28 protein-coding genes and 1 pseudogene are annotated in these 24,645 nt (G+C 64.2%); 15 read left to right on the forward strand and 14 right to left on the reverse strand.

Features of this window, described 5'->3' with window-relative positions:
• Positions 1 to 230 precede the first annotated feature (230 nt).
• On the forward strand, positions 231 to 1,925 hold the full coding sequence (locus tag RCH10_RS13450; RefSeq protein ID WP_409052747.1) for a long-chain fatty acid--CoA ligase: 1,695 nt from the start codon (positions 231 to 233) through the stop codon (positions 1,923 to 1,925).
• Positions 1,926 to 1,952: 27 nt separating this feature from the next.
• On the opposite strand, the gene RCH10_RS13455 is transcribed toward RCH10_RS13450, so the two are convergent.
• On the reverse strand, positions 1,953 to 2,192 hold the full coding sequence (locus RCH10_RS13455; RefSeq protein ID WP_409052748.1) for a hypothetical protein: 240 nt from the start codon (positions 2,190 to 2,192) through the stop codon (positions 1,953 to 1,955).
• 253 nt (positions 2,193 to 2,445) lie between these two features.
• Between RCH10_RS13455 and egtB the strand changes: the two genes are divergently transcribed.
• Genes egtB through RCH10_RS13480 form a run of 5 tightly spaced genes read left to right on the forward strand, consistent with a single transcriptional unit; the run spans position 2,446 to position 6,278 of the window.
• On the forward strand, positions 2,446 to 3,708 hold the full coding sequence (egtB, locus tag RCH10_RS13460; RefSeq protein WP_409052749.1) for an ergothioneine biosynthesis protein EgtB: 1,263 nt from the start codon (positions 2,446 to 2,448) through the stop codon (positions 3,706 to 3,708).
• Between the two features lie 28 nt (positions 3,709 to 3,736).
• Complete coding sequence (gene egtD, locus RCH10_RS13465) at positions 3,737 to 4,714, forward strand: L-histidine N(alpha)-methyltransferase (protein ID WP_409052863.1); 978 nt, start codon at positions 3,737 to 3,739, stop codon at positions 4,712 to 4,714.
• A 21-nt stretch (positions 4,715 to 4,735) separates the two neighbouring features.
• Positions 4,736 to 5,017 carry a DUF427 domain-containing protein gene (locus RCH10_RS13470; protein ID WP_187051206.1) on the forward strand — a complete coding sequence of 94 codons (282 nt, stop codon included), beginning with the start codon at positions 4,736 to 4,738 and terminating at the stop codon, positions 5,015 to 5,017.
• Positions 5,018 to 5,022: 5 nt separating this feature from the next.
• The gene (locus RCH10_RS13475; protein ID WP_409052864.1) at positions 5,023 to 5,808 is read left to right on the forward strand and encodes a 2OG-Fe dioxygenase family protein; all 786 of its coding nucleotides are present in this window, start codon (positions 5,023 to 5,025) and stop codon (positions 5,806 to 5,808) included.
• A 29-nt stretch (positions 5,809 to 5,837) separates the two neighbouring features.
• Positions 5,838 to 6,278: a universal stress protein gene (locus RCH10_RS13480; RefSeq protein WP_323499288.1), complete on the forward strand. Its 441-nt coding sequence runs from the start codon at positions 5,838 to 5,840 to the stop codon at positions 6,276 to 6,278.
• A gap of 44 nt (positions 6,279 to 6,322) precedes the next feature.
• Here RCH10_RS13480 and RCH10_RS13485 read toward each other — a convergent pair whose 3' ends face one another.
• Complete coding sequence (locus tag RCH10_RS13485; RefSeq protein WP_409052750.1) at positions 6,323 to 7,003, reverse strand: RluA family pseudouridine synthase; 681 nt, start codon at positions 7,001 to 7,003, stop codon at positions 6,323 to 6,325.
• A gap of 94 nt (positions 7,004 to 7,097) precedes the next feature.
• On the opposite strand from RCH10_RS13485, the gene RCH10_RS13490 reads away from it, so the two are divergent.
• Entirely contained in the window at positions 7,098 to 8,414 is a 1,317-nt protein-coding gene (locus tag RCH10_RS13490; RefSeq protein ID WP_409052751.1) for an MFS transporter, read from the forward strand.
• A gap of 13 nt (positions 8,415 to 8,427) precedes the next feature.
• Here the strand turns inward: RCH10_RS13490 and RCH10_RS13495 are convergent, their stop codons facing one another.
• From RCH10_RS13495 to RCH10_RS13505, 3 genes are read right to left on the reverse strand one after another with little or no spacing between them, the layout of a single operon-like run.
• Positions 8,428 to 8,718 (reverse strand): 2Fe-2S iron-sulfur cluster-binding protein, encoded by a 291-nt coding sequence (locus RCH10_RS13495; protein ID WP_409052752.1) that lies wholly within the window; start codon positions 8,716 to 8,718, stop codon positions 8,428 to 8,430.
• A 10-nt stretch (positions 8,719 to 8,728) separates the two neighbouring features.
• On the reverse strand, positions 8,729 to 9,055 hold the full coding sequence (locus RCH10_RS13500; RefSeq protein ID WP_409052753.1) for a VF530 family DNA-binding protein: 327 nt from the start codon (positions 9,053 to 9,055) through the stop codon (positions 8,729 to 8,731).
• Complete coding sequence (locus RCH10_RS13505; RefSeq protein WP_187051213.1) at positions 9,052 to 9,201, reverse strand: hypothetical protein; 150 nt, start codon at positions 9,199 to 9,201, stop codon at positions 9,052 to 9,054. Before RCH10_RS13505 ends, RCH10_RS13500 begins: the two co-directional genes overlap by 4 nt.
• Before the next feature lie 84 nt (positions 9,202 to 9,285).
• Between RCH10_RS13505 and RCH10_RS13510 the strand changes: the two genes are divergently transcribed.
• The 3 genes from RCH10_RS13510 to RCH10_RS13520 are packed head-to-tail and all read left to right on the forward strand — an operon-like array spanning position 9,286 to position 11,389.
• The gene (locus RCH10_RS13510; protein ID WP_409052754.1) at positions 9,286 to 9,816 is read left to right on the forward strand and encodes a GNAT family N-acetyltransferase; all 531 of its coding nucleotides are present in this window, start codon (positions 9,286 to 9,288) and stop codon (positions 9,814 to 9,816) included.
• The gene (locus tag RCH10_RS13515; RefSeq protein WP_409052755.1) at positions 9,816 to 10,478 is read left to right on the forward strand and encodes a PepSY-associated TM helix domain-containing protein; all 663 of its coding nucleotides are present in this window, start codon (positions 9,816 to 9,818) and stop codon (positions 10,476 to 10,478) included. Before RCH10_RS13510 ends, RCH10_RS13515 begins: the two co-directional genes overlap by 1 nt.
• Positions 10,479 to 10,486: 8 nt before the next feature.
• Positions 10,487 to 11,389, forward strand: a complete 903-nt coding sequence (locus tag RCH10_RS13520) for a DUF808 domain-containing protein (RefSeq protein WP_409052756.1) — start codon at positions 10,487 to 10,489, stop codon at positions 11,387 to 11,389.
• A 9-nt stretch (positions 11,390 to 11,398) separates the two neighbouring features.
• On the opposite strand, the pseudogene RCH10_RS13525 reads toward RCH10_RS13520, so the two are convergent.
• The 3 genes and pseudogenes from RCH10_RS13525 to RCH10_RS13535 all read right to left on the reverse strand — a co-directional run bounded on the left by RCH10_RS13525 (position 11,399) and on the right by RCH10_RS13535 (position 14,183).
• A pseudogene (locus RCH10_RS13525) lies at positions 11,399 to 12,719 on the reverse strand (MFS transporter).
• Between the two features lie 40 nt (positions 12,720 to 12,759).
• A complete protein-coding gene (locus RCH10_RS13530) occupies positions 12,760 to 12,981 on the reverse strand; it encodes a hypothetical protein (RefSeq protein WP_409052757.1) in 222 nt (73 codons plus the stop codon).
• Positions 12,981 to 14,183 carry a YncE family protein gene (locus RCH10_RS13535; RefSeq protein ID WP_409052758.1) on the reverse strand — a complete coding sequence of 401 codons (1,203 nt, stop codon included), beginning with the start codon at positions 14,181 to 14,183 and terminating at the stop codon, positions 12,981 to 12,983. The genes RCH10_RS13530 and RCH10_RS13535 overlap by 1 nt, the downstream gene beginning before the upstream one ends.
• A gap of 84 nt (positions 14,184 to 14,267) precedes the next feature.
• Between RCH10_RS13535 and RCH10_RS13540 the strand changes: the two genes are divergently transcribed.
• A complete protein-coding gene (locus RCH10_RS13540; protein ID WP_187051220.1) occupies positions 14,268 to 14,714 on the forward strand; it encodes a hypothetical protein in 447 nt (148 codons plus the stop codon).
• Positions 14,715 to 14,728: 14 nt separating this feature from the next.
• On the opposite strand, the gene RCH10_RS13545 is transcribed toward RCH10_RS13540, so the two are convergent.
• From RCH10_RS13545 to RCH10_RS13570, 6 genes are all read right to left on the reverse strand, one after another.
• The gene (locus RCH10_RS13545; RefSeq protein WP_409052759.1) at positions 14,729 to 16,591 is read right to left on the reverse strand and encodes a TRAP transporter large permease subunit; all 1,863 of its coding nucleotides are present in this window, start codon (positions 16,589 to 16,591) and stop codon (positions 14,729 to 14,731) included.
• Positions 16,592 to 16,600: 9 nt separating this feature from the next.
• Complete coding sequence (locus RCH10_RS13550) at positions 16,601 to 17,620, reverse strand: TRAP transporter substrate-binding protein (protein ID WP_323502347.1); 1,020 nt, start codon at positions 17,618 to 17,620, stop codon at positions 16,601 to 16,603.
• Between the two features lie 65 nt (positions 17,621 to 17,685).
• Positions 17,686 to 18,477, reverse strand: a complete 792-nt coding sequence (locus RCH10_RS13555; RefSeq protein WP_409052760.1) for an SDR family NAD(P)-dependent oxidoreductase — start codon at positions 18,475 to 18,477, stop codon at positions 17,686 to 17,688.
• The gene (locus tag RCH10_RS13560) at positions 18,470 to 19,420 is read right to left on the reverse strand and encodes an NAD(P)-dependent oxidoreductase (RefSeq protein ID WP_409052761.1); all 951 of its coding nucleotides are present in this window, start codon (positions 19,418 to 19,420) and stop codon (positions 18,470 to 18,472) included. Before RCH10_RS13560 ends, RCH10_RS13555 begins: the two co-directional genes overlap by 8 nt.
• 157 nt (positions 19,421 to 19,577) lie before the next feature.
• Complete coding sequence (locus RCH10_RS13565) at positions 19,578 to 20,264, reverse strand: glutathione S-transferase (protein WP_409052762.1); 687 nt, start codon at positions 20,262 to 20,264, stop codon at positions 19,578 to 19,580.
• The gene (locus RCH10_RS13570) at positions 20,261 to 20,596 is read right to left on the reverse strand and encodes a hypothetical protein (RefSeq protein WP_409052763.1); all 336 of its coding nucleotides are present in this window, start codon (positions 20,594 to 20,596) and stop codon (positions 20,261 to 20,263) included. Before RCH10_RS13570 ends, RCH10_RS13565 begins: the two co-directional genes overlap by 4 nt.
• A 98-nt stretch (positions 20,597 to 20,694) precedes the next feature.
• Here RCH10_RS13570 and RCH10_RS13575 point away from each other — a divergent pair, with 98 nt between their 5' ends.
• The 4 genes from RCH10_RS13575 (at position 20,695) to RCH10_RS13590 (ending at position 24,642) form a co-directional block, all read left to right on the forward strand.
• On the forward strand, positions 20,695 to 21,396 hold the full coding sequence (locus RCH10_RS13575) for an alpha/beta hydrolase (protein ID WP_409052764.1): 702 nt from the start codon (positions 20,695 to 20,697) through the stop codon (positions 21,394 to 21,396).
• 111 nt (positions 21,397 to 21,507) lie between these two features.
• A complete protein-coding gene (gene gshA, locus RCH10_RS13580; RefSeq protein ID WP_409052765.1) occupies positions 21,508 to 23,061 on the forward strand; it encodes a glutamate--cysteine ligase in 1,554 nt (517 codons plus the stop codon).
• Positions 23,062 to 23,211: 150 nt separating this feature from the next.
• A complete protein-coding gene (locus RCH10_RS13585) occupies positions 23,212 to 23,592 on the forward strand; it encodes a response regulator transcription factor (protein WP_323498811.1) in 381 nt (126 codons plus the stop codon).
• Positions 23,593 to 23,697: 105 nt separating this feature from the next.
• A complete protein-coding gene (locus tag RCH10_RS13590) occupies positions 23,698 to 24,642 on the forward strand; it encodes an SDR family NAD(P)-dependent oxidoreductase (RefSeq protein WP_409052766.1) in 945 nt (314 codons plus the stop codon).
• Positions 24,643 to 24,645: the final 3 nt, after the last annotated feature.

Genomic DNA, 24,645 nt, shown 5'->3' on the forward strand with positions numbered 1-24,645 from the left:
GCAGGGCTCCTGGATAAGTCGACGGTTCGTCGTTGTATGCAACATCGGTGCCAGCGCGTGTGCGGCAGTCCGGCCGCCTGGCCCCGAAAGAGCCGTGCCGCGGTGCCGAATGCGGGTCGCCAAGGTGACGCCATCGGGGCATCCCCGATGCGGCGAATCCACCCGCGGGCGTAGGCTGCCGGCTTCCCGGGCCTGACCTGAACCGACTTAATTTTTCGACTGAGAAACACATGGATCGCCCGCACTACAAATTCTGGCCGCAGCGCCTGCCTCATTTGATCACCGTGCCCGCGACCTCGCTGTGGCACAACCTTGCGACTTCCGCCGCGCGGTTCCCGGACAAGGCGGCGCTGGTGTTTTTTGGCAGCGTGATCACGTACCGCGAGTTCGCGGCGCAGGTCGATCGGCTCGCTGGAACGCTGCATGCGCTGGGTGTTAGGCGCGGTGACCGCGTGGTACTGGACATGCAGAACTGCCCGCAGCTGGTGATCTCGCACTTCGCGATCCTCCGAGCCAATGCGGTGGTGGTGCCGGTCAATCCGATGAACCGTGCCGAGGAGCTCAAGCACTACATCACCGACCCCGATGCCAAGGTCGCGATCACCACCGGCGACCTGGCACCGGAGTTGGCCAAGGCCAGCAACGCGCTGGACGCGAAGGACCGCCTGGCGCACATGATCGTCACGCATTTCACGGACGCCTTCGATGCCGAAGTCAGCGGCGACGAGGCGCCTGCACCGGCTTGGCGCGACTGGCTGCTTACCCGCCATCCGCTGCCCGAACTCGCCAACGGAAACACCATGACGTGGACCGACGCGTTGAGCGCCGGCCATGCACCGCCGGAGCATGTAGTCGGCGCCAACGACATGGCATTGCTGCCCTACACCAGCGGCACCACAGGCTTGCCCAAGGGGTGCATCCACAACCACTCGAGCCTGAATCACAACGCCTTCGCCGGCCAGTTGTGGGGTCTGGGTTCGGCCGAGGCGATCGTACTGGCCGTGGTGCCGATGTTCCACATCACCGGCACGGTCAGCATGATGCACACGTCGATCCTGTTCGGCGGCACGCTGGTCATCATGCCGCGCTGGGATCGTGAAGTGGCGGGGCGGCTCATCTCGCGCTGGAAGGTCTCGAGCTGGACCAACATCCCGACGATGGTGATCGACCTGATGGCCAGCCCGAATTTCGCAAGCTACGACCTCACCAGCCTGACCTACATCGGCGGCGGCGGCGCGGCGATGCCGCAGGCGGTGGCGCAGCGGCTGCTGGAGCAGTTCGGCCTGAAGTACCAGGAAGGCTATGGCCTGACAGAGACAGCCGCGCCGTCACACGCCAATCCGTTCGAGCATCCCAAGCAGCAATGCCTCGGCATCCCGTACATGAGCACCGATTCGCGCGTCATCGATCCCGACACGCTCAAGGAGTTGGGCGTGGGCGAGTCGGGCGAAATCATCACGCACGGGCCCGAGGTGTTCCAGGGCTACTGGAAGCGGCCGGATGCCACGGCGGCGGCGTTCATCGAGTTCGAGGGCAAGCGCTTCTTTCGCACTGGCGACATGGGCCGTGTCGACGAAGACGGCTACTTCTTCATGACCGACAGATTGAAGCGAATGATCAACGCGAGCGGCTTCAAGGTGTGGCCAGCCGAGGTCGAGTTGCTGATGTTCCGCAACCCCGCCATCCAGGAGGCGTGCGTCATTTCGATGAAGGACGACTACCGCGGTGAATCGGTCAAGGCGATGGTGGTGCTGCGCCCGACGCACAAAGACACGACCGAGCAGCAGATCATCGACTGGTGCCGCGAGAACATGGCGGTCTACAAGATCCCGCGCAAGGTGCAGTTCGTCGATGCGTTGCCCAAGAGCGGCAGCGGCAAGGTGATGTGGAGGTTGCTGCAGGAAGCCGAGTCGAAAGTCGATTGAGGGACGTCACGTGGCTGCAACGCAGCGTCAGGGTTTGCGCCCGCCCGGCGGCACGAACTTCCTCAACATCGTCTGGCCCAGCGGCGTGACCGCCGTGACAGTGGCGATGGGTTGCACGTAGCCATCGAGCGTGCGGACCGGCGCCGGAATGGTCGCCTTGATATGCCCCGCCATCACCAGAATGCGTACGGCATCGACGTTGCGGCCGCCTTCGATGTTGCAGGGCAGAGTGGCGGCGGCGAGCCGGTGAAGGAGCGTGATGGGCATGCTTTGATGAATCGTCGCTTACCACCCAGCACCGAGCACATGCTCGGGCGGCAGAAGAGGGCGGACTCATTCACGGGATGATACGCAGTGGTTGTGCGCGCACCGGCGGCTTGTGCCAGAGTGCTCTAACGGTGCCTCCCGGTGACTACTGGGTCGAGCGATACCAGCGCGACCGGCCCCGTGCGGGCTTGTCCTACGCGGCGGGTCACCGACCTTGGGCTACAACCACTCCTGCTAATTCAACGGAGACCTCATGAGCTTTTTACGGCCGATGGCGCAGGGGGCATATACGCTGCGACTGCGCTTCGCTGAGGTGAGGGCGCACAGCGTCGGGCTGGCGGCGCCCCTGTCTCCTGAAGACCAGTGCATCCAGTCGATGCCCGATGCGAGCCCCACCAAGTGGCATCTCGCGCACACGACATGGTTCTTCGAGACGGTGCTGCTTCAAATGCATTCGACCGGCTACCAGCCGTTCGATGCGCGCTTTCATTTCCTTTTCAACTCGTACTACGAGGCACTGGGGCCGCGTCACCCACGCCCACAGCGCGGCTTGCTGACCCGTCCGTCCATCGACGAAGTGCATGCCTATCGTCAGCATGTCGATGCATCCGTGATGGCGTTGCTCGAGGGTGCCGACGACGCGTTGTTGCGAACCATCGAACCGATCGTCGTCCTCGGGCTGCATCACGAGCAGCAGCATCAGGAGTTGCTCGTTACCGACATATTGCACGCGCTGTCCTGCAACCCTTTGCTGCCTGCGTATCGGCCGGCCAATGGTCCGGCGCTGCGCCTTGCTTCGGTTGCTGCGCCGGCGCGTTGGTTGCGGCAGGAAGGCGGCGTGGTCGAGGTCGGATTCCAGTCGAGTGACGAAGGCAATGATTTTGCATTCGACAACGAGACGCCGCGTCACTCCGTGCTTCTGCGCCCGTTCGAGATCGCAGACCGTCTGGTGACTTGCGGCGACTACGCCCAATTCATTGCCGACGGCGGTTACCAGCGGCCAGACTTCTGGCTGTCGGATGGTTGGGCGGCGGTCAAGGCGAACGACTTGCGGGCGCCTGCGTATTGGCTATCGCCGGACGATCCACGCATCGCGCAACATGGTGCGAGCACCGCTGGCTGGCAGGTGTTCGGACTGAACGGTGTGCGGCCGATGGAGCCGGAAGCACCGGTGTCGCAATTGAGCTTTTATGAAGCGTCCGCCTATGCGGAATGGGCCGGTGCGCGATTGCCGACCGAGTTCGAATGGGAGGCTGCAATCGACACCCCTGGCATGGCGCAAGCCACTGGCCACGTCTGGCAATGGACGCGCTCTTCTTACGACCCGTATCCCGGCTTTCGCCCGTTGCCTGGCATCGCCGCCGAATACAACGGAAAGTTCATGGTCGGCCAATTGATATTGCGTGGCGGCAGCGTGGCGACCCCGCAGGGCCATACCCGCCCGAGTTATCGCAACTTTTTTCCGCCGGCAGCCCGCTGGCAATTTACCGGCGTGCGCTTGGCGCGCGACATCTGAAATGAGAAATCCAGTCGTCAATCTCGACATGCCGCGCGCCCGTGCTCGGACCACCACCACGGTCGAGCCGTCTGAGTTCGCCCGCGACCTGATGGCGGGCCTCGCGCGCACGCCGCGCAATGTGCCGCCCAAGTATTTCTACGATGCTGCGGGTTCGGCCTTGTTCGACGGCATTTGCGAACTGCCCGAGTACTACCCGACGCGCACCGAACTGCGCATCCTTGCCGAGCGTGCGCCCGAGATTGCAGCGCAGATCGGGCCTCGCGCCGAGCTCGTGGAATTCGGCGCCGGTTCGCTTACCAAGGTGCGCTTGCTGTTCGACGCATTCAAGGCCGAAGACGCGCCGCGGCGTTACCTGCCGATCGATATCTCGGGCGAACATCTGGAGGGGGCAGCCGAGCGGCTGCGTGCCGACTATCCGGAGTTGGTCGTGCAACCGATCGTCGCCGACTACACGATGCCGCTGGTGTTGCCGGCGACAGGCGCCGGCGTCGGTCAGCGCGTCGGCTTTTTCCCCGGCTCGACCATTGGCAACTTTCATCCCGAAGAAGCGCTGTCGTTCATGCAACTCGCAGCGCGTTTGTTGCGCGGCGGCGGCATGCTGGTTGGCGTCGATCTGGTGAAGGAGCCTTCTCGGTTGCACGCGGCGTACAACGACGCGCAGGGCGTGACTGCGGCCTTCAATTTGAATCTGCTGCTCCGGGCCAATCGCGAACTGGGTGCCGACTTCGACCTCGATGCGTTCGGCCATTACGCGTTCTACAACCCGCTGCTGCAGCGCATCGAGATGCATCTTGTGAGCCGGCGCGCGCAGACCGTGAACATCGGCGGCGAGCGCTTCGACTTCTTCGAAGGCGAGAGCATCCATACCGAGAATTCGCACAAGTTCACCGTCGAAGGCTTCCGTGCGCTGGCCGTGCGCGCCGGCTTTCGACCCGGCCCGGTGTGGACCGACGAGGCGCGCCTGTTCAGCGTCCACTGGCTCCACGCGCCGGCGGCACAATAGACGCTCTCCTGGAGATATGAAATGAAAGCAACCTGGAACGGCGCCACCATCGCCGAAAGCGACGACACCGTGGTTGTCGAAGGCAACCACTACTTTCCGTTGAGTTCGCTCAACCGCGAACACGTGACCTTCAGCAACCACAAGACAACCTGTCCCTGGAAGGGCATGGCGAGCTATTACTCATTGCTGGTCAAGGGTGAAATGAATGCCGACGCTGCTTGGTACTACCCCGACCCGAAGCCCGCGGCAGATGAAATCAAGGACCGAGTTGCCTTCTGGAAGGGCGTCAAGGTCGCCGCGTGAACGCGTTGGCTTCACCGCCACCTGCTTCACCCTCCGCGCCTGCGCTTACTTCTTCTCCACCGTTCTCGCCGCCTTTCACCGCGCCTGCTGACACGCTGGCGCTCCTTCGCGCTCAAGGTTATGCGGTGCTGAGCCCGGACGGCGTCGCTGAATGGCTCGGCGCTCCTCTAACGCAGCTCGAAGCGCTCCACGAAGACTGGAGCGATCTGCCGCCTGATGAATATTTGAAAGACGGTGGCCGCTACCGGCAGCGCCGTCACGCTTGCTTCACGGTCGACGACGCGGAAGTGAATCAGGTGCCGCACCGCGCACACTGGCAGCCGGTCGAATACAACGCGCTGCATGGCGGCATGCAGCGGTGGTTCAAGCCGATGCTCGCCGGCACGATCGCGCAGCCTGTGTGGACGCACCTGATGCGCGGTCTCGCGCGACTGGCCAGCGGGCTCCGGGGTGATCAACGCTGGTCCCTCGAGGCGCACCAGTTCCGCATCGACACGGCCGGCGGCATCGGCCGGCCGACACCCGAGGGCGCGCACCGTGACGGCGTCGATCTGGTGGCGGTGGCGTTCGTCGGACGGCACAATGTCAAGGGTGGCGAGACGCGCGTGTTCGAGGCGAACGGTCGCCGCGGGGAACGCTTTACGATGACCGAGCCGTGGAGTCTTTTGTTGCTCGACGATGCCCGCGTGATCCACGAGTCGACGCCGATCCAGCCGATCGACGAGACGGCGCCGGGCTTTCGGGATACGCTCGTGGTCACGTGCCGCGCCCACGGTTTTCAGGGCGACTGAACGTCGTCGCAAGACAAAAGGAGGTCCGCATGTTCAATCACATCCTGGTTCCCATCGACGGCTCCGAAACGTCGATGCACGCGGTCAGCAAAGCGAGCGGGCTCGCGCTGGCTTTTGGCAGTCGCATCACGCTGATCCACGTGATCGACAACTATCCGTTCATCGGTATCGGCGCCGACTACGCGCTGGGCCAGAACGAATATCTCGCTGCCGCCACGAGCAGTGCCAATGCGGCGCTGGCACGCGGTGTGGCATCGCTGGCGGCTGAAGGGCTGCACAGCGATCAGCGCGTGATCGACGGGCACGTGGTGCACGAAGGCATCGTCGACACTGCCAACGGCATCGGTGCCGACCTGATCGTCATGGGTTCGCATGGGCGTGCGGGCATCGAGAAGTTGCTGCTCGGCAGCGTGACGCAACGCGTGTTGCAGGACGCGCGGATGCCGGTGCTGGTCGTCAAGGGCGAATAGAGCGGTTCTTTTTGGTTGGAGGCGTTTGCCTTCCTCGGCGTCGCTCAGGGTGTTCGCCCCGAGCCGGTGTGCGCATCGAATGGCGCGACGCTCTCGAAACGTATTGTTTGCCGCGTCACCGGATGCACCAACGCCAGCACCGTCGAGTGCAGCATCAGCCGCGTTGCGAGTTGCCTGACCGCTTCGCTCGCATACAGCGCATCGCCGACGATTGCGTGCCCGATCGACGCGAGATGCACGCGCAGCTGGTGAGTGCGACCCGTCAGCGGCTCCAGCAAAACATGGGTCGCCATCCGCTCTTGCGCGCGCTGAAGCGTCATCGGCCCGAGCGCCCGCCAGCGCGTCAGGCTCGGCTTTCCTGCCGCATCGATCTTCTGCGATGGCCGACGCGGCCAGTCGGACATCAGTGGCGCGTCGATGGTGGCCCACTCTTCTGAGATGGGCAACACACCATCGACGATCGCTTCGTAGCGCTTGTGTACTTCGCGCCTCGCGAATGCATCGCCAAGCGCCCGCTGCATATCGATGCCGCGTGCCATCACGACCAGTCCACTCGTTGACATGTCGAGCCGGTGCACGACGAGCGCATCCGGCCAGCGTTGCTGTGCTCGTGCGCTCAGGCAGTCCTGCTTGTCTTCGCCACGGCCGGGTACGCAGAGGAGCCCGGCGGGCTTGTCGAATACCAGCAGGTGCGCGTCTTCGTGAATCAGGTGGAGGTCGGTCATTGGGCGCGGCGTGTCGACGAGTGTAGAAGCCCACCCGCCTGCCCGCTCGCCCGCCTCACGCCAGCCTCAATCGCCTCGGCTATCCTCGGCGGTCATGCCCGGTCCCGCTTCCGCCTCTGCTTCCGCCCCTGCCCAAGGCTTGGCAGCGACTTCTCCTCCCGGTTTTTCCGATCTCACGCGCCAGCGCCCGTTCATGCGCATGTGGGTCGCGCGACTTTTCGGTACGGCGGCGTCGCAGATGCTGCTGGTCGCCATCGGCTGGCACATGTACGACCTTACCGCCAGCGCCTGGGACTTGGGCCTGGTCGGGCTCTATCAATTCGTGCCGGCGCTGGTACTGGCGCTCTACGCGGGCCACGTGGTCGACCGGCATCACCGCGGGCGCATCGTGGCGGCATGCTTCGCCGTGCAGGGGCTGGTGGCGCTGGCGCTGTTGACGGCGCATCAGTCGCATCACGATTCACGTGGGTTGCTGTTGGGCCTGTCGCTGGTGCTCGGCGCCGTGCGTGCGTTCCAGATGCCGGCACAGCAGGCGCTCACGCCGCTTTTGGTGCCACCGACGATGCTGTCGCGTGCGATGGCCTTCAGCTCGGCCGGCATGCAGGGCGCGATCATCGGCGGGCCTGCGCTTGGCGGTCTGCTGTTCATCCTCGGCGTCGGCGCTGTCTATGGCGCCAGCGTGCTTTGCTTCGTCGTCGGCTGCTTGCTGGTCGTGCGGCTGCGCTATGCCTACACGCCGGCGCCGCGCGAACCGACCACGGTTGCCACGGTCCTGGCGGGCGTCGACTTCATCTGGAAGCGCAAGACCGTGCTCGGTGCCGTGTCGCTCGACCTGTTCGCGGTGCTGCTGGGCGGTGCCGTGGCACTGCTGCCCATCTACGCGCGCGACATCCTGCACACCGGCCCGTGGGGCCTCGGGCTACTGCGCGGCGCGCCGGCGGTGGGTGCGCTGGTGATGTCGATCATGCTCACGCGCCGGCCGATCGAGCGGCACGTCGGGCGCACGTTGCTGCTGGTGGTCGGGCTCTTCGGCATCTGCATGATCGTGTTCGGCATCTCGAAGAGCTTCGCCGTGTCGCTGATCGCGCTGGCCGTTTCGGGCGGCGCCGACATGGTCAATGTCGTGATCCGCCAGACGCTGGTCCAACTCGATACGCCAGATGCCATGCGCGGCCGCGTGAGTGCGGTCAATTCGATCTTCATCGGCGCCAGCAATCAGCTCGGCGAGTTCGAGTCGGGGGCGACTGCTGCCCTGCTCGGGCCGGTCGGTTCGGTGGTGGCGGGCGGCGTCGGTACGGTGCTCGTGGCGCTGACGTGGTTCCGCCTGTTCCCGTCGCTGGCGCAGCGCGACCGCATCGCGTCGACAAACGCCTCGCTGGTTGTGCCGGAAGAAGTCGAGCCGAAGAACTGAACAGGGCAGCGATTCAGCGAGGCGAAACGGCCAGCATCGCAAACGGCACGTCGAGGCTGACGTCGCTCAGCGGCTCCGCCACGCAGGGCAAGATCCAGCCCTCGGCTTTTTCTTCGACACTGACGCCAGGCCATTCGATCCGGTAGCGCACCCGGCCCGCCAGCAGTTTGCAGATGCAGGTCCGGCAGGTGCCGTTGCGGCATGAACTCGGCAACTCGATGCCGGCCGCATCGGCCGACTGAAGCAGCGTCGACTCGCCATCGGCGTCGAAGCCGAACCCGTCAGGCTCGATGCGCACCTTCATCTAGGAAGCCTCAGCCGGGCGGCCGGGAGCGCTCCCGCACGAGCTTTTGCTCGCGCTTCTGGTCGCGCAACATGAAGAGATAGAGGCTTTCGACCTTGTCGCGCGCCCACGGTGTCTTGCGCAGAAACTTGAGACTCGACCCGACGCTCGGGTCGACGGTGAAGCAACGCACTGGAACCTGCTGCCCCAAGCTTTCCCAGCCGTAGTAGTCGGCCAGTGCGGTCACGATGACCTCGAGCGTCAACCCGTGCAGCGGGTTGTGCGGCTGCGCTGACTTCTTGACAGGCACCGCCGCTTCCGCAGGCAGCGACTCCGGCGGTGCTGCCTCGTCGGTCACTTGTTCTTGAGCTTGCCGCGCGGAATCACCGCGGTGGTGACGGTTGCGCGCACGGGTTCGCCGCCCACCGCCGGTGGCTTGGGAGGCGAGGTGTCCTTCTTCGGTTTCTTGGTTTCCTTGCTGCTGCGCTGCTGACTTTTAGCCATCTGACTCTCCTGGTAATGCGGATGCGACTGAGGAGTTTAGCGGCGCGGCGACAATAGCGGGTCTACCAGTCACTGCCCCGATCCATGTCCGATTACGAAGTTCGTCCCGCCGTCATGGCCGATGCCAAAGCCATCGCCGAAGTCCATGCCCTGTCCGCCAAGGCCGCCTACGAAGGCATCCTGCCGGAAGACCAGTTGCGCGCCCTGGCGTCCACCACACGCGAAGCCAAGTGGCGTGAAGCCATCGAGTTCAGCGAGCCGCAAGTGCAGGTCGCGGTGAGCACGACCGACGATGGCGAAGAAATCGTCGGCTTCGTCGGTTACGACCGCTCACGCGACGCCAAGACGCCTTCGACCACCGGTGAGATCTGGTCGATCTACGTCAAGCCCGGCCATTGGGACGAAGGCGTTGGCGTCATGCTGTGGGATGCGGCCCGCGACGGTCTGGAAGAAGAGGGCTGCACGGTCGTCACGATATGGGTGCCGGTCCGCAACGAACGTGCGATGCGCTTCCACGAACTCGCCGGCTTCAAGCGCGAGATGAAAACGCTCAAGACCACCGCGCTCGGCGCGGTCAAGATCGAAGAAATCCGGTTGAAGCGCGCCGTCGTCTGATGGCCGCCACCGCCGCTGCTGCAGACCACCAGCGCCGGGCCGACGTCGTTCGCTGGATTCGTCGAACGCATGGCTGGTTCGGCCTGTGGGGTGCCGTGCTGGGCCTGTTGATGGGGTTCAGCGGCATCTTCCTGAATCACCGAAACGTGCTGAAGCTGCCGCAGGCGCAGGAGCGCTCACGTGCGCAATTGGCGCTTCCCGATCCGGTACCCGACACGCCCGAGGCAATGAGCGCCTGGCTCGTGACCGCGCTGCGCACCGACGGGCCGCCCAGCTCCAGCCGCATCGAGGACGCTCGCCCGGTGCCGTGGGCCGACAAGAGCGACAAGTCGGCACCCGCGCTGACTCAGCCCGCGCACTGGGTCTTCAATTTTGGCGGCCCGAACGAGACCATTCAGGCCGACTATTGGCAGGGCAATCGGTCGATCGGCATCAACACCACGCGCAATGGCATCGTCGCGACGTTGACCAGCATGCACAAGGGCAGCGGCATGCCGATCGCATGGATTCTGCTGATCGACACGCTGGCTGGCAGCCTGATCTTCTTGTCGCTCTCGGGCGTCACGCTGTGGGTTCTGACCACGCGCCGACGGGCTCTCGGACTGACCATCTTCGGCGCGTCGTTGGCAGCGGTGGCCGGCATTGCATTGAGCAGCTTTTAAGGCGCGCCATGGCCACCAGTCTTTTCCTGCTGATCGACGACATCGCATCGGTGCTCGACGACGTTTCGCTACTGACCAAAGTCGCCGCCAAAAAAACGGCTGGCGTGCTGGGCGATGACCTCGCGCTCAATGCGCAGCAGGTGTCCGGCGTGAAGGCCGATCGCGAATTGCCGGTGGTGTGGGCCGTGTGCAAGGGCTCGTTGATCAACAAGGCGATCCTGGTGCCGGCGGCATTGGCGATCGGCACCTGGTTGCCATGGCTGGTCACGCCGCTGCTGATGGTGGGCGGGGCTTTCCTGTGTTTCGAGGGCTGCGAAAAGCTCGCCCACAAGTTCCTGCACAAGGACGAACACGCTGCCGACACATCGCGCCACGAGAAGGCCGTCGCGGACTCGTCCGTCGATGTCGTGGCGGTGGAAAAAGACAAGATCAAGGGCGCCGTTCGCACCGACTTCATCCTGTCTGCAGAAATCATCGCGATCACTCTCGGCACGGTGCAGGGTCAGCCTTTCGTCACGCAGTTGACGGTGCTCGTGGGCATCGCGCTGATCATGACCATCGGCGTGTACGGCCTGGTCGCCGGCATCGTCAAGCTCGACGATGCGGGGCTTTACCTGACGCAGCGCCCGGGTTCCGGTGCGCAGGCCCTGGGACGCGGCATTCTGGTCGCAGCGCCGTGGCTCATGAAGGCTTTGTCCGTCGCAGGTACCGTCGCGATGTTTTTGGTCGGCGGCGGCATTTTGGTGCACGGCGTACCGGCGTTCGGCCATGCGGTCGAGGCCTGGGCTGCCACTGCGGGCGTGCTGGGCACGATCGGCTCGATGCTGGTGAACGCCGGCATCGGCCTCGTTGCTGGCGCCATCGTGCTGGCGGGCGTCGAACTCTTCAAGCGGGTTCGACGCAAGGGCTGAAAGCCCGGGCTATTTTCTTTCGACCTCGCGCGCGGACACGCCAAACCAAACCAGCAAACCACCGATCAGCATTGCGCCGGCCAGCATGTACATGCCGTTGTCGGTGCTCTTCGTCATGTCCTTGATCCAGCCGATCATGTAAGGGCTGACAAAGCCCGCCAGGTTGCCGAAGGAGTTGATGAGCGCGATGCCCGCTGCTGCCGCCGAGCAGGGCGGTGGGCAAGCTCCAGAACAGTGGCAGCGTCGCCAGGATGCCGGCCGTGGCCAGCGTCAGCGATGCCATGGCAAGCACGGTGTTCGACGCCAACTGCACGCTCAGGATGAAGCCGATGCAGCCCAGGAACGCCGGCACGATGATGTGCCAGCGGCGCTCGCCGGTGCGGTCTGACCGACGTCCGACCAGCACCATGCAGACAGCCCCGGCAATCCATGGGATGGCCGTCAGCAAACCGATGTCGAGCGCACTCTTCACGCCCATCGCCTTGATGATGCTGGGCAGCCAGAAGCTGACGCCGTAGAGGCCCATCACGAACGAAAAGTAGATCAGCGCCATGAGCCAGATCTTCGGATTCTTCAACCCTTCGGCGGCCGACGTGGCGACCTTGCCGATGTTGTCGGCTGCGACGTTGCGCGCCAGCATGGCCTTTTCACCAGCGTCGAGCCATTTGCTCTTCTCGATCGAGTCGTCGAGATAGAAGATGACCCAGATGCCGATCAGCACCGACGGGATGCCTTCGAGCAAGAAGAGCCACTGCCAGGCCGCAAGGCCGCTCACGCCGCCCATGGTCTGCAGGATCCAGCCAGAGAGCGGGCTGCCGATGATGCCCGCGACGGCCACTGCCGTCATGAACATCGAGATGATCTGGCCGCGCCGCGCTGCCGGGTACCAGTAGGTGAGATAAAGAATGATGCCGGGGAAGAAGCCTGCTTCTGATACGCCCAGCAAAAAGCGCGCGATGTAGAACTGCGTGGGCGTCTGCACGAACATCATCGCGGACGAAATGACGCCCCACGAAATCATGATGCGTGCGATCCACATGCGGGCACCGACGCGATGCAGGATGAGATTGCTCGGTATCTCGAAGATGAAATAGCCGATGAAGAATATGCCGGCGCCGAGGCCGTAGACCGTCTCGCTGAACTGCAGGTCGGCCAACATGCCGAGCTTGGCAAAGCCGACATTCACCCGGTCGAGATACGCCGCCACGTAGCAAAGAAAAAGAAACGGGACGAGGCGGACCGTGACCTTGCGGTACGTGGATTCTTCGCTCGCTGAAGCGAGCCCCGCCGGCTGTGCCGGTTGCTTCGATATTGGGAGGGTTTTTTCCATCGGATGTCTCCTGTTGGACTGATTTTTGGAGAACGGGAGCTTACTTGCGATGTCGGCTGCGCGATATCAGGTCAACCACGATGAGTGTCGCGCCCAGCACAACCGCGAACCAGCCGACCACCGAAGCGCCGGCCACGGTATTCATGAGATTCGACGGCGGCAAAAAGCGCGGCGCCAGCATCACCGCAGCCCCGATCAGCACGCACAAAATGCCGCGCTCGACCATCCGCGGCGCGCGCTCCGGGGCCTTGTTTCGTGCCATCAGTTGGTCTTGCTCCTCATCGCGGCCGGATGGCCCTGCAGTGCGAACGACTTGCCCGTCGGTACCAGCGTGTCGCCGTCCATGCGCAAGATGCTGATGTCCTGATCGATGAAGTTGCCGACGTAGAGGTACTTGCCGTCGGCGCTCCACACGGCCGCCTCGGGCAGGCCGCGGACTTCGACCTCGTTGCCGCGAGTCACCTTCTTGCCGTCGATCTTGAGCAGCACGACCGAACCGTTGCGGTTGTAGAAATATGCGCTCTTCGATGCATTGCTGCCGCGCAGGATTACCGCCACCGCGTGCCGGCCGGTCGGGCTGATGGCAAGCCCCTCGGGGCCATCGCCGACTACCACCTTGTCGATCACGCGCGGTGGTTGGGCTTCCATGTCGATCACGCTCACCGTGTCTATCTGGCCGTCGGACGCGCCGGAGTTGCCGTTGTCCGCAGTGAGTGCGATCTTGCCGTCAGGCGTCACGTCGACGTTGTACGGCCACAGACCGGCCGCGAGGTCGACCTTGTTGTAGCTGACCTTTTCACCCGCGACATCGAGCAGCGCGATCTTGTGGCTTGGAAACTTGGCCGCCAGCGCGCGCCGGCCATCGGGCGTGAAGCGCACGTGCGCGACCGAATCGCCCATCGCGACGGTGTCGATCAGCGTCACCTGCTTGCCCGCGATGCGCAGCACGCTCACCGAGTTGTCGGCACGGTTGGCGACCAGTGCGAGCGTGCCGGCGCGATTGATCGTCAGCCCCGAAGGCTGCTTGCCGATGGCGAGCGTGTCGATGAGCTTGGGCGGGTTCGTCGTCAGGTCGATGACGAAGAGGCGGTTGTCGGGCACCTGCTTCTTGACGCCGTTCTCTTCCACCACGTTGACGGAGTTGGCGATGAGCGCCAGCGTCTCGGTCGGGTTGATCGCCAGGTTGGTGGGCGGGCCGACCACGGTGTTGTCGAGCTGCAGCGAGACCAGTGACCTGGGTGCCAGCGGGTCGGTGCCGATGTCGAGCACCTGCACGGTGTCGCGGCCTGGTGCGCCGAGGATCGCGGCGCCGGCATCGTTCCACGACTGCTTTTCGTCGTTGGCGACGAGCATGAGTTGTCGCTGCGGCGTGGTGGTGGACATGCCGGTACAGCCAGCCAGCGTCGCGAGTGCGGCCATGGTTGCGAGCGCAGCAGCCGCGCGAACCCGGGTGAGAGATGTCATGGTTTGTCTCCAATGTTTTTCGTTGATCCGGCGTCGAGCGCCGGTTGCGCATGGTAGCGAGTGCTCGTAGCAAAATCCGTCGTCATGCGAATCAAATCATCGACCGTCCGCCTTGTGTTCCCGCGGCTGCTGTCCGCCTCGGCGCTCTGGCTCGCCGCTTCGGTTGCGCCGCTCGCCTGGGCGCAGCCGTTGCCTCCGTCGAGTTCTGCGGCGTCAGCCGAATTTCCACGCGCCGCCATGGGCTTTTTGAACGAAGAGCTGCCCAAGATGGAAGGCGCCGTGTCCGAGCGCGACCGCGACTATTTCGAAGACGCGATGGGTCGCATGCTCGACTTCTCGCAGCAGTGGGGCTTCAAGTCGACGGACAACCCGGCGCTCACTCGCTATGCGACATGTACCGAAGCGGTGTCTGACTTTCTGGTGGTCGGGCTGTGCCGGCTCATTCCGAACGGCGACGTGTGCGAACCGCGGCTTGCGCCGCGCTTCGATAGCAATCTGAAGCGCTGCCGGGAACTCGCGTCCGGTGGCTGAACGCTACAGAAAGCTCAGAGGAAGCCGATCGAAATCCACGGCACCGCGGCAATGACGATCAGCGCCACCAGCAGCGCCGCAAGGTGCGGCCACACACGGTTGAAGGCCTTGTCGGGTGCCACGCGCCCGATGGCGCAGGCTGCATAGAAGCCGACGCCGAAAGGCGGCGCGAAGAGCCCCAGGCCCATCGCGAACACCACGACCATCGCGTAGTGCACTTCGTTCACGCCGAGCGCACGCGCCGCCGGAAACAGCAGCGGCCCGAACAGCACGATGGCCGGAATGCCCTCGAGCACGCTGCCCAGAATGACGAAGGCTACGACCGACGCCGCCATGAAGCCGGCCTTGCCGCCCGGCATGCTTTGCATGGCCTCGACCAGCTGGTGTGAAAAGCCCGATTGCGTCAGCGCCCAGGCCATCGCGGTCGCGCAGCCGATGATGAGCAGGATCGCGCCGGACAGCGAAGCCGTTTCGACCAGCATCGGATAGACGCGCCGCCAGTCGAACTGGCGGTAGATCAACAGGCCGGCGAGCAGCGTGTAGACCACGCCGACGGTCGACACCTCGGTGGCCGTGGCGACGCCTTCGACCACCACCGTACGGATCACGAAAGGCAATGCGAGGGCCGGGAGCGCGATCAGCAGCGCACGGCCGATCTGGCGCCTGCTGGCGCGCTGCACGCCGCGCATGTCCTCGCCACGCGTCTGCCACGCGACCACCACGCAAAGGGCCAGCATGCCGACCAGCGCAGGCAACAGGCCGCCCGTGAACAGCGCGGCAATCGAAACGCCAGTCACCGACCCGATGGTGATGAGCACGAGACTCGGCGGTATGGTCTCCGACATGGCGCCCGAGGCCGAGAGCAGCGCGATGAGGTCGCCGTCCTTGCTGCCTCTCTTCTTCATTTCGGGGAAGAGGGCCGGTGCCACCGCCGCCATGTCGGCCGCCTTGGAGCCGGAGATGCCCGAAACCAGATACATCGCGCCGAGCAACACGTATTGCAGTCCGCCGCGAACATGCCCGAGCAGCGACGACAAAAATTCAATCATCGCGCGCGCCAGCCCGGTCATTTCGATCAGCGCGCCGAGGAAGACGAACAGTGGCACGGAGAGAAGAATGAGCGACGACATGCCCTCGTCGATGCGCCCGGCGACGATCGACATCGGCGTGTTGGTCGCCAGCGCCAGATAGCTCACCGTGCCCGCGCCGAAGGCGAACGCGATCGGCGTTCCCATGACCACGGCTGCGCCGACGCCGATCACGAAAAAGATCACGAGGTTCAGGTTGCCCAGTTGCCTGAACAGCGGCTTTGCGAGCCACAGCACCAGCGCGACCACGAGCGTGGTGCCGACCACCAGCGCGACCTGCCGCCATGTGCATTTTTCGATCAGCTTGATGGTCGCGATCAGCAGCATCAGCACAGCGCCGCAGGCAATAGCCGCGACGCGCATGCCGTCCGGGATTTCGAGCGCTGGCGTGACCACCGGCCACTGCTGTTCCATGTGCTCGAGCGCAGCCGGCAGGAACATGACGAGAAAGACGATGACCAGCATCAAGGCCAGCGACTCGACCCACGGTCGAACCGCGGGGGACATGCGCCCGACAAAAGTGCTGAGGCGCATGTGCTCGCCGCGCCGCAGTGCGATCACCGCACCCAGCATCGCCAGCCACAGGAACAGGATCGACGCGAGTTCGTCCGACCATGTGAGCGGCTGGTTGAACACATAGCGCGATATCACGCCCGCCAGAAGGATGACCACTTCGAGCACGACCAGCGCCGCCGCCGGAATTTCCGTCAGGAGCGCGAGTCCCCGGTCCAGTCGAGGAAAGCGGCGCAGCGCGACCGGGGCCGCGCCTGCCTCGTCTTCAAGGTGCATGGAACGACTTCAGACGAGCTTGCCGGCGTATTTTTCGAGCTTGCCCCAGGCCTCGTCGCCGAACTTGCCCTTCCACTCCTTGTAGAAGCCGGCCTTGCTCAGCGTTGCGCGGAACGGTTCGACGTCGGGCGTGTTGAAGGTCATGCCCTTGGCCTTCAGCGTGACCTCGACGTTGTTGTTGAGCCGGCGCAGATCGTCGCGCTGTGCCACAACCTTCTCGGTGATGTGCTTGGTAATGATGGCCTGGATGTCGGCTGGCAGCGCGGCCCACTTCTTGGTGTTGGACAAAATCCACTGGCCGTCCCACATGTGGTTGGTCATCGAGCAATACTTCTGCACTTCGTACAGCTTGGCGATCTCGATGATCGCCAGCGGGTTCTCCTGTCCTTCGACCACCTTGGTCTGCAGGGCGGAATAAACCTCGGCGAAGTTGATGCTGGTCGGCGATGCACCGAAAGCCTTGAACAGCGAGGTCCACAGCGGGCTCACAGGCACGCGGATCTTGAAGCCTTTCAAGTCTTCAGGCACGACGATAGGGCGCGTCGAGCTGGTGATGTCGCGGTAGCCGTTGTCCAGCGGCTTGTCGAAGACATACAGGTTGGCCTTGGTGATGGCTGCACGCACATGCGCGCCGAGGTCGCCGTCCATCGCGGCCCACACGGTGGCGTAGTCCTTGAAGGCGAAGGCCACGCCGTTGATGCCGGCCACCGGCACCAGCGTCTGCAGGATCAGGCCCGACAGCGGAAAGAAGTCGATGGCACCCGAGCGCACCTGCGAAAGCATGTCGGTGTCGCCGCCCAGTTGGTTGTTTGGAAACAACTGGATGTCGACCTTGCCGTTGGTGTCCTTGCGGATGAGGTCGAGCGCTTCTTTCACGCGCACGTTGGTCGGGTGCGTGACGGGGATGTTGCTGGCCCACTTCATCTGGAACTCGGCGGTCTGCGCGCTCGCGATGTGATGGGTGGCGGCGAGCGCAATGCCGCTGGCTGCGGCGGTCCCTTGTACGAACTTGCGGCGGGAAATGGTCATGGCTTGTCTCCTGGTTTTGTTGATGGGTTTGTGAAAAACGATGGCACTTGAAGCGGACTCGACACTCAATACATCAGCAAGCCGCCGTCGGCCACCAGCGTGGAGCCGGTGACGATCGACGATTCGGACGAGATCAAAAACGCGATGGCGTTGGCGATCTGCTCAGGGCTCGCGATGCGCTGCTGCACGCTCATCGATTCGAGGCGCTGGCGGTTGCCGGGAATGGCGAGCGGCGCCGCGATCATCGGTGTCTCTGTTGCCCCGGGAGCGACCGTGTTCACGCTGATGCCGCGTTCGCCCAGCGCGCGTGCTGCGTTCTTTGTCAGCGCCAGCACCGCCCCTTTGGAGGCTGCATACGCTGCCGTGCCCGACAGGCCGCCGCCGCGAATGCCCGCCACGCTGGCTACAGTGCAGATGCGACCGCCCGGCTTCATGCGCAACGCGGCTTCGCGCATGCAAAGCCAGGTGCCGATGACGTTGACGTCGTGGGCACGGCGAAAGATGTCGACGGTCAGATCCATGAACGGCGTCGTGTCGGCCATGCCCGCGCTGGTGACAAGGCCATGGATCGTGCCGAAAGCCGATTCGATTTCCTTGAAGGCGGAGACGACGGCGGCCTCGTCTGCAACGTCGGCGACGAAGGCACTCGCGATCGAGGAGACGTCGGTGCCGGATGGTGTTTTGCCGTTGACGCGATCAACGGTCGACTTCAATGTCGCGCCGTCGATGTCGATGCCCGCGACGCGCCAGCCGCGGCTGACCAACAAAGCCATCGTCGCAGCGCCGATGCCGCTGGCAGCCCCGGTGACAACCGCGACGGGTCGCGCTTCGACGGCAGATGCTGAGGCTTCAGTCATGCGACGTCTCTCGTTGTTTTGCGCGGTTGAAGTGCGGGTCTATCGTCTTGATAACGGCCGCGTCGTCTTCGTCTGACAAACCGGCCGCGATCGTCGCCTTGAAGATCTGCAATGCAGCAGCGCCCAGCGGCGTCTCGATGCTTGCGCCTGCCGCCATGTCGACCGCGAGGCCGACGTCTTTGGTCAGGATGTGCGCCTGTGCGCGCGGCGCATAGTCGTCGCGCAAGGCACGCGCCATGCGGTCTTCGAAAATCCACGAGGCCCCGCTCGATGCGCAGATGACGTCGAACAGCTGCTGGCGGTCGAGCCCCAGCCGATGACCCAGCGCCAATGCCTCGGCACCCGCGGTGAGGTTGATGCCGGCGAGCATGTTGTTGACCAGCTTGGTCTTCGCGCCATCGCCGATGGTTTCGCTGATGAAAAAGACCTTCGATGCGAGGTCGTTCAGTACGCCGTCGAGCCGCTTGACGATGCGCTGGTCGCCAGCCAGCATGAGGGTCATCGTGCCGTTGGCTGCGCGCACCGGGCCACCGGAGATCGGTGCGTCGAGCGTCGCGATGCCAACGGCGGCGAGGCGGTGTCCGAACTGTGCGCTGTCGATTGGAGATACGGTGGAACAGAGCATCACGACCGGTGCGTTCCCGCTGCCGTTGTCGCGATCGATGTGACTGTCGCCGCGGCTGCATTTCACGACACCGTCGACGCCGAAGAGCACCTCTTCGATCTGCTTCGCGTTGACGACGACCACGATCAGCAGGTCGGCCCAGTCGGCAAGTTCGCGTGGCGATTTGCAGGTGCCGATGCCGGCAGCGGCAGCAGCATCTATCGCCGTGTCGGCAACGTCACGCGCTTGCACTGCGTACCCTTTGCCATGCAGGTTGGTCGCCATCGCCAAGCCCATGGCACCGACACCGATGACACCGACTTTGAGTGGAGATTGCATGTGGCTGCCGAAGGTTCGAGGGGTCGGATATTACCCGCGTCGCCTTGCGGGTTTCCCCTCCCTTTCGGGGCCAAGCACCGCCTGTTTGTCGCCTTTGGTGGACGGGGGCCACAAGACGCCTCCGTCGATGTTTTGGCTGCGTGCGGGCACCGAATGGTTATCGCGGTGGAAACTCTTCGCCCGTCGTGCCGGCTGTCCAGAGCGGATAGCGGTGCATGGCCTGGATAAACAGCGCGGAACCGGTCCATTCGTCGAGCCATGCGCGAAGGCGTGGGCGAGGCTGCGAACCGAACCATATCGGATCGACCGCCGCGAACTGCCGCACGAACGGCATGAGCGCCGCATCCGCCAGGCTCGCGTTGTCGCCCCCCAGATTAGGTGCGCGAGTAAGGCGGTCTTCGAGGTGGTCAAGGAACGGCATGGTGCGATCGCGATGCGCCGCGCCATCGGCCAAGCCCTCCGCCGCGTCGTAGCGGGCCGGGTATTTGTAGCGATCGAGTTGCGCCTTGAAATCCCCGTCGCATTCGGCAATGAGCGCAAGTGCATCGTCGAGCGTGCCGTGAGACGGCCGCAGCCAACCGCCGGGGTCGTTGCGACTGAGCGTCCACAGCATGATGTCCAGGCTCTGGTCGATCACCGTGCCGTCGTCGAGTGTCAGCACCGGCACAGTGCCTTTGGGTGAGGCGGCGAGCATATCGGCCGGCTTGTCGCGCAGCAAAACCTCGCGCAACTCGCATCGTTCACCACATGCCAGCAGTGCGAGCCGTGCCCGCATCGCGTACGGGCAGCGGCGAAATGAATAGAGGACTGGGAGAGGTTGTGGCGAAAGGCGGGAACGGGTCATTTCCCGAAGTGTGATGCGATGGTGGCTCCAAAGGCTTGGGCGTCTTCTTCGTCGCACAGCTCGGCCGCAAGCAACTTGTGCCCCGGCGCCACTGCCGTGGCCGCAATGGCTTTCTTCGGGCACAGCCCGAGGCAGGTCGACTCCACGATGCGCAGGCGCACAGGCGACTGCACCAAGCCGCGCTTGAGCTCCTTGCGTGCCGACCTGGCTTTGAACTTCGATGGTCCGTTGCTGCGTTCTTCGCAATCGCCACAGACCAGCACGACGCCAGCGAACTTGACTTTGACGAGCAGCGAATCGTCGGGTGCGGCTGCGATGTGGGAATGGCTCACGGGTTGTCCTTTCGAGCGACGATCATCCTCGGGATCGGCCGCGCGCGTCGTCAGCGAACCTGCCGTCCGACGGCGCCTGAATGCGATATCGTCTCGCCATGTCATCCGCCCCCCCACGCCCCCCGGTCGAAATCGAGACCGCGCCCCATCCGGTCGCCACTGTCATCCTCATGCACGGACTCGGCGCCGACGGCAACGACTTCGTGTCGATCGTCAACGAGCTCGACCTGTCGGCCGTCGGTGCGGTGCGCTTCGTCTTTCCCAACGCGCCGGTCATCCCGGTCACTATCAACGGCGGCTATGCCATGCCGGCGTGGTACGACATCGCCGTGGCCGATCTCGGGTCGCGTGAAGACGAAGCCGGCTTGCGGCGCTCGCGCATCGCCATCGAGGCGCTGATCGCGCACGAAAAATCCCGTGGTATTCCGGCCGATCGCATCGTCGTCGCCGGCTTTTCGCAAGGCTGTGCCATGGCGCTCATGACCGGCCTGCGCCACGGCGAGCGGCTGGCCGGCATCGTCGGCCTGTCTGGCTACCTGCCGATCGCCTCGACCACCGCCGCTGAGCGACAGGCCGCCAACCACGACACGCCCGTTTTCATGGGCCATGGCACGCGCGACGGTGTGGTGCCGATGGCGCGCGCCATCGAGTCCCGGAACGCACTCACCGCCATGGGATACGAGGTCGAGTGGCACAGCTACCCGATGGAACATTCGGTCTGCATCGAGGAGATCGCCGATATCAACGCATTCCTGCTGCGCGTGCTGCAGGACGAGGAAGACACGGGAGCCGCCCCATGACCCTGTTACCCGGACAAGCAGCACTTTCTACCTGAAACGCCATGGCCCCCAGCCAGCAGCGACGGCCTGACCGTGCTACCTTCCAGCCCCAAGATTGAGGGGCATAACTATATGAGCAGCACATTGCAGAAGCGTTTGGCTTCGCTTTCGCCGGGGCGCCTGAAGGGCATGCGCCGCGGCATCGAGAAAGAAAGCTTGCGTTCTGCGGCCGACGGCGCGCTGGCTTTGACGCCGCATCCGTTGGCATTGGGTTCTGCGCTCACGCACCCGCACATCACCACGGATTTCAGCGAATCGCAGGTCGAACTCATCACCGGCGTGCATGGCGATGTCGACGCGGCGCTCGACGAACTGACCCGCGTTCACCAATTCACTTACCGCGTGCTCGATGCCGCTGGCGACGAGCGGCTGTGGGTGTCGAGCATGCCGTGCGGTTTGCCGACTGACGAGACGATTCCGATCGGGCGTTACGGCTCGTCGAACGTCGGGCGCGCCAAGAGCGTCTACCGCATGGGGCTGAGCCATCGCTACGGCCGGCGCATGCAGACTATTTCCGGCATTCACTACAACTGGTCTCTGCCGGGTGTCGGTAGCGACCAGTACTTCGGGCTGATCCGAAACTTCAGGCGCCATGCGTTCTTGCTTCTGTACCTTTTCGGCGCGTCACCGGCACTGTGCAGCAGCTTCGTCGCCGGCCGGCCGCACGAGCTTCAGCCGCTGGGCGAGGGAAGCGTGCACATGCCGCACGGCACGTCGTTGCGCATGGGCCGGCTCGGCTACCAGAGCGATGCACAGGCCTCGCTGGCGGTGAGCTACAACAGCCTCGACGGTTATGGCGCCTCGCTGCAAGACGCGTTGACGCGTCCGTGGCCGGCTTACCAAGCCATCGGCATCCAGAACCTGGGCGGCGACTACAACCAGCTCGCGACCAGCCTGCTGCAGATCGAGAACGAGTTCTACGGCACCATCCGGCCCAAACGGGTGATCTACCCCGGCGAGCGTCCGCTGCATGCGTTGCGCGAGCGCGGCGTCGAGTACGTCGAGGTGCGACTTATGGACCTCGATCCGTTCGAGCCGGTCGGCATCAACGCGCAGACCATGCGCTTCATCGACGTATTCCTTCTGCATTGCCTTTTGAGCAACAGCCCCGACGACACGCCGCAAGAAATTGCCGAGCTTGCGCACAACCAGCATCTGACAGCGGCGCGCGGCCGCGAGCCGGGACTCACCCTGCAGCGTGGTGGCCGCGAAGTGCCTTTGGTGGAGTGGGGCGCGGAGCTGGTGGTGGAGTGCCTGCCGATCGCAGCCGCGCTCGATGCGGTGCACGGCGACACGTTGCATAGCGACGCCGTGCATGCGGCCGCCGATGCCTTTCGGAATTCCGGCAGTCTGCCGTCGGCACGCGTGCTGGCCGCGATGAAGGCATCGCACGCCGATTCGTTCACCGGCTTTATCAGGGCGCAGTCCGAATCGACGCGCGTTGCGTTGCTCGCCTCGCCGTGGACAGCGGAGCAGCAAGCGACCTTCGAGCGCATGACGCAGACTTCGATCGAGGAGCAAAAACGCATAGAGGCAGCCGACACCTTGCCGTTCGAAATCTATCGCGAGCAGTACGTTTCGCCGGCGCGCCTGGGGTTGCGTGGGCGGACGGCCATGACGGCCTGAGCGGAACAACCGCACAGTCCATGAAGGTGCGTGGTAGGTGCCGACCTACTCGCATTGGCCTGCATGGCTCACCTTCGTGGTGCGAGACGCACGCATGATGCAATCGTGCTCCAGCATTCGTTCCACACACAGCCGCTACCTGACGATCCCATGACTTTCAAGACCTACCTGGTCGAAGACAGCCCGGTGATCCGGGACAACCTCGTCGGGTTTCTCGAAGACATCGCTCACGCTGAAGTCGTTGCCCATGCCAGCAGTGAAGACGAAGCGGTTGCTTGGCTGAAGTCGCATCACGACCAGTGGGACATCGCGATCATCGATCTGTTTCTCGAGCAGGGAAACGGTTTGGAGGTCGTCGGAGCTTGCCGCGGCAGGTCGTTGGACCAAAAGGTCGTGGTGCTGACGAACTATGCGACGCCAGCGATGCGTGCGCGGGCCAAGGCCCTGGGTGCCGATGCGTTCTTCGACAAGTCCGCGGAGATCGACGAGTTGGTCGAGTACTGCGAACGGCTTGGCGCCACGCGGCGTTAGCTCGCCCTAAGCCGAGCAGAAGTCGTGTCGTGTCACGACGGTGCGTCGTGCAGTGGTATCTCTTGCGGTAAAACTGCTTCCGTTATCGACAACGGAACGCTACGCATGAGCAACATCAGCAACACCATAGACAAGACTGGCAAGATCGACTTCGGGGGCCGCGTCGCGATCGTGACGGGCGCGGGCGGCGGCCTTGGTCGTCAGCACGCGTTGGCGCTGGCGCAGCGCGGCGCCAAAGTGCTCGTCAACGACCTCGGCGGTGCGCTCGACGGGGCGGGTGGATCGACCAGTGCGGCGCAGCGGGTGGTCGACGAAATCAAGGCTGCGGGTGGCGAGGCCATCGCCAATGGCGCCTCGGTGACCGATTTCGAGGCGGTACAGGCAATGGTGCAACAGACGATGGACGCCTGGGGCCGCGTCGACATCCTTGTCAATAACGCCGGCATCCTGCGCGACAAGAGCTTCAGCAAGATGGAGATCTCGGATTTCGAACTGGTGGTCGACGTTCACCTGATGGGCGCAGTGCATTGCAGCAAGGCGGTGTGGGCCATCATGAACGCGCAGAAATACGGCCGTATCGTGATGACGACTTCGTCTTCCGGCCTCTATGGCAACTTCGGCCAGAGCAACTACGGCGCAGCCAAGATGGCGCTCGTCGGCCTGATGCAGACGCTGAGCATCGAAGGCGCAAAGAATGACATCCGCGTGAACTGCCTGGCGCCGACGGCGGCCACGCGCATGACAGAGGGCCTGATGTCGAAAGAAGTGCTGGATGCGCTCAAGCCTGAAGCAGTGGTGCCGGCGATGTTGGTGCTCTCGGCGCAGGATGCGCCGACGCGGACGATTTTGTGTGCCGGTGCGGGTACCTTCGAAGCTGCCCACATCACGCTCACCGCGGGTGCCTTCATCGGCATTGGTGGCGATGCGCCGGAGCAGTTGGCCGCACGCCTCGCCGAAGTCACCGACCGCGCCGGCGAGATCGTGCCGCAAAGCGGGTCGGCACAGGGCAGCAACGAAGTCGGCAAAGCGCTAGCCGCCGCCGCGCGTTGAGCG

It is taken from the genome of Variovorax sp. GrIS 2.14, from assembly GCF_046115955.1.
In the GTDB taxonomy this organism is placed as follows: domain Bacteria; phylum Pseudomonadota; class Gammaproteobacteria; order Burkholderiales; family Burkholderiaceae_C; genus Variovorax.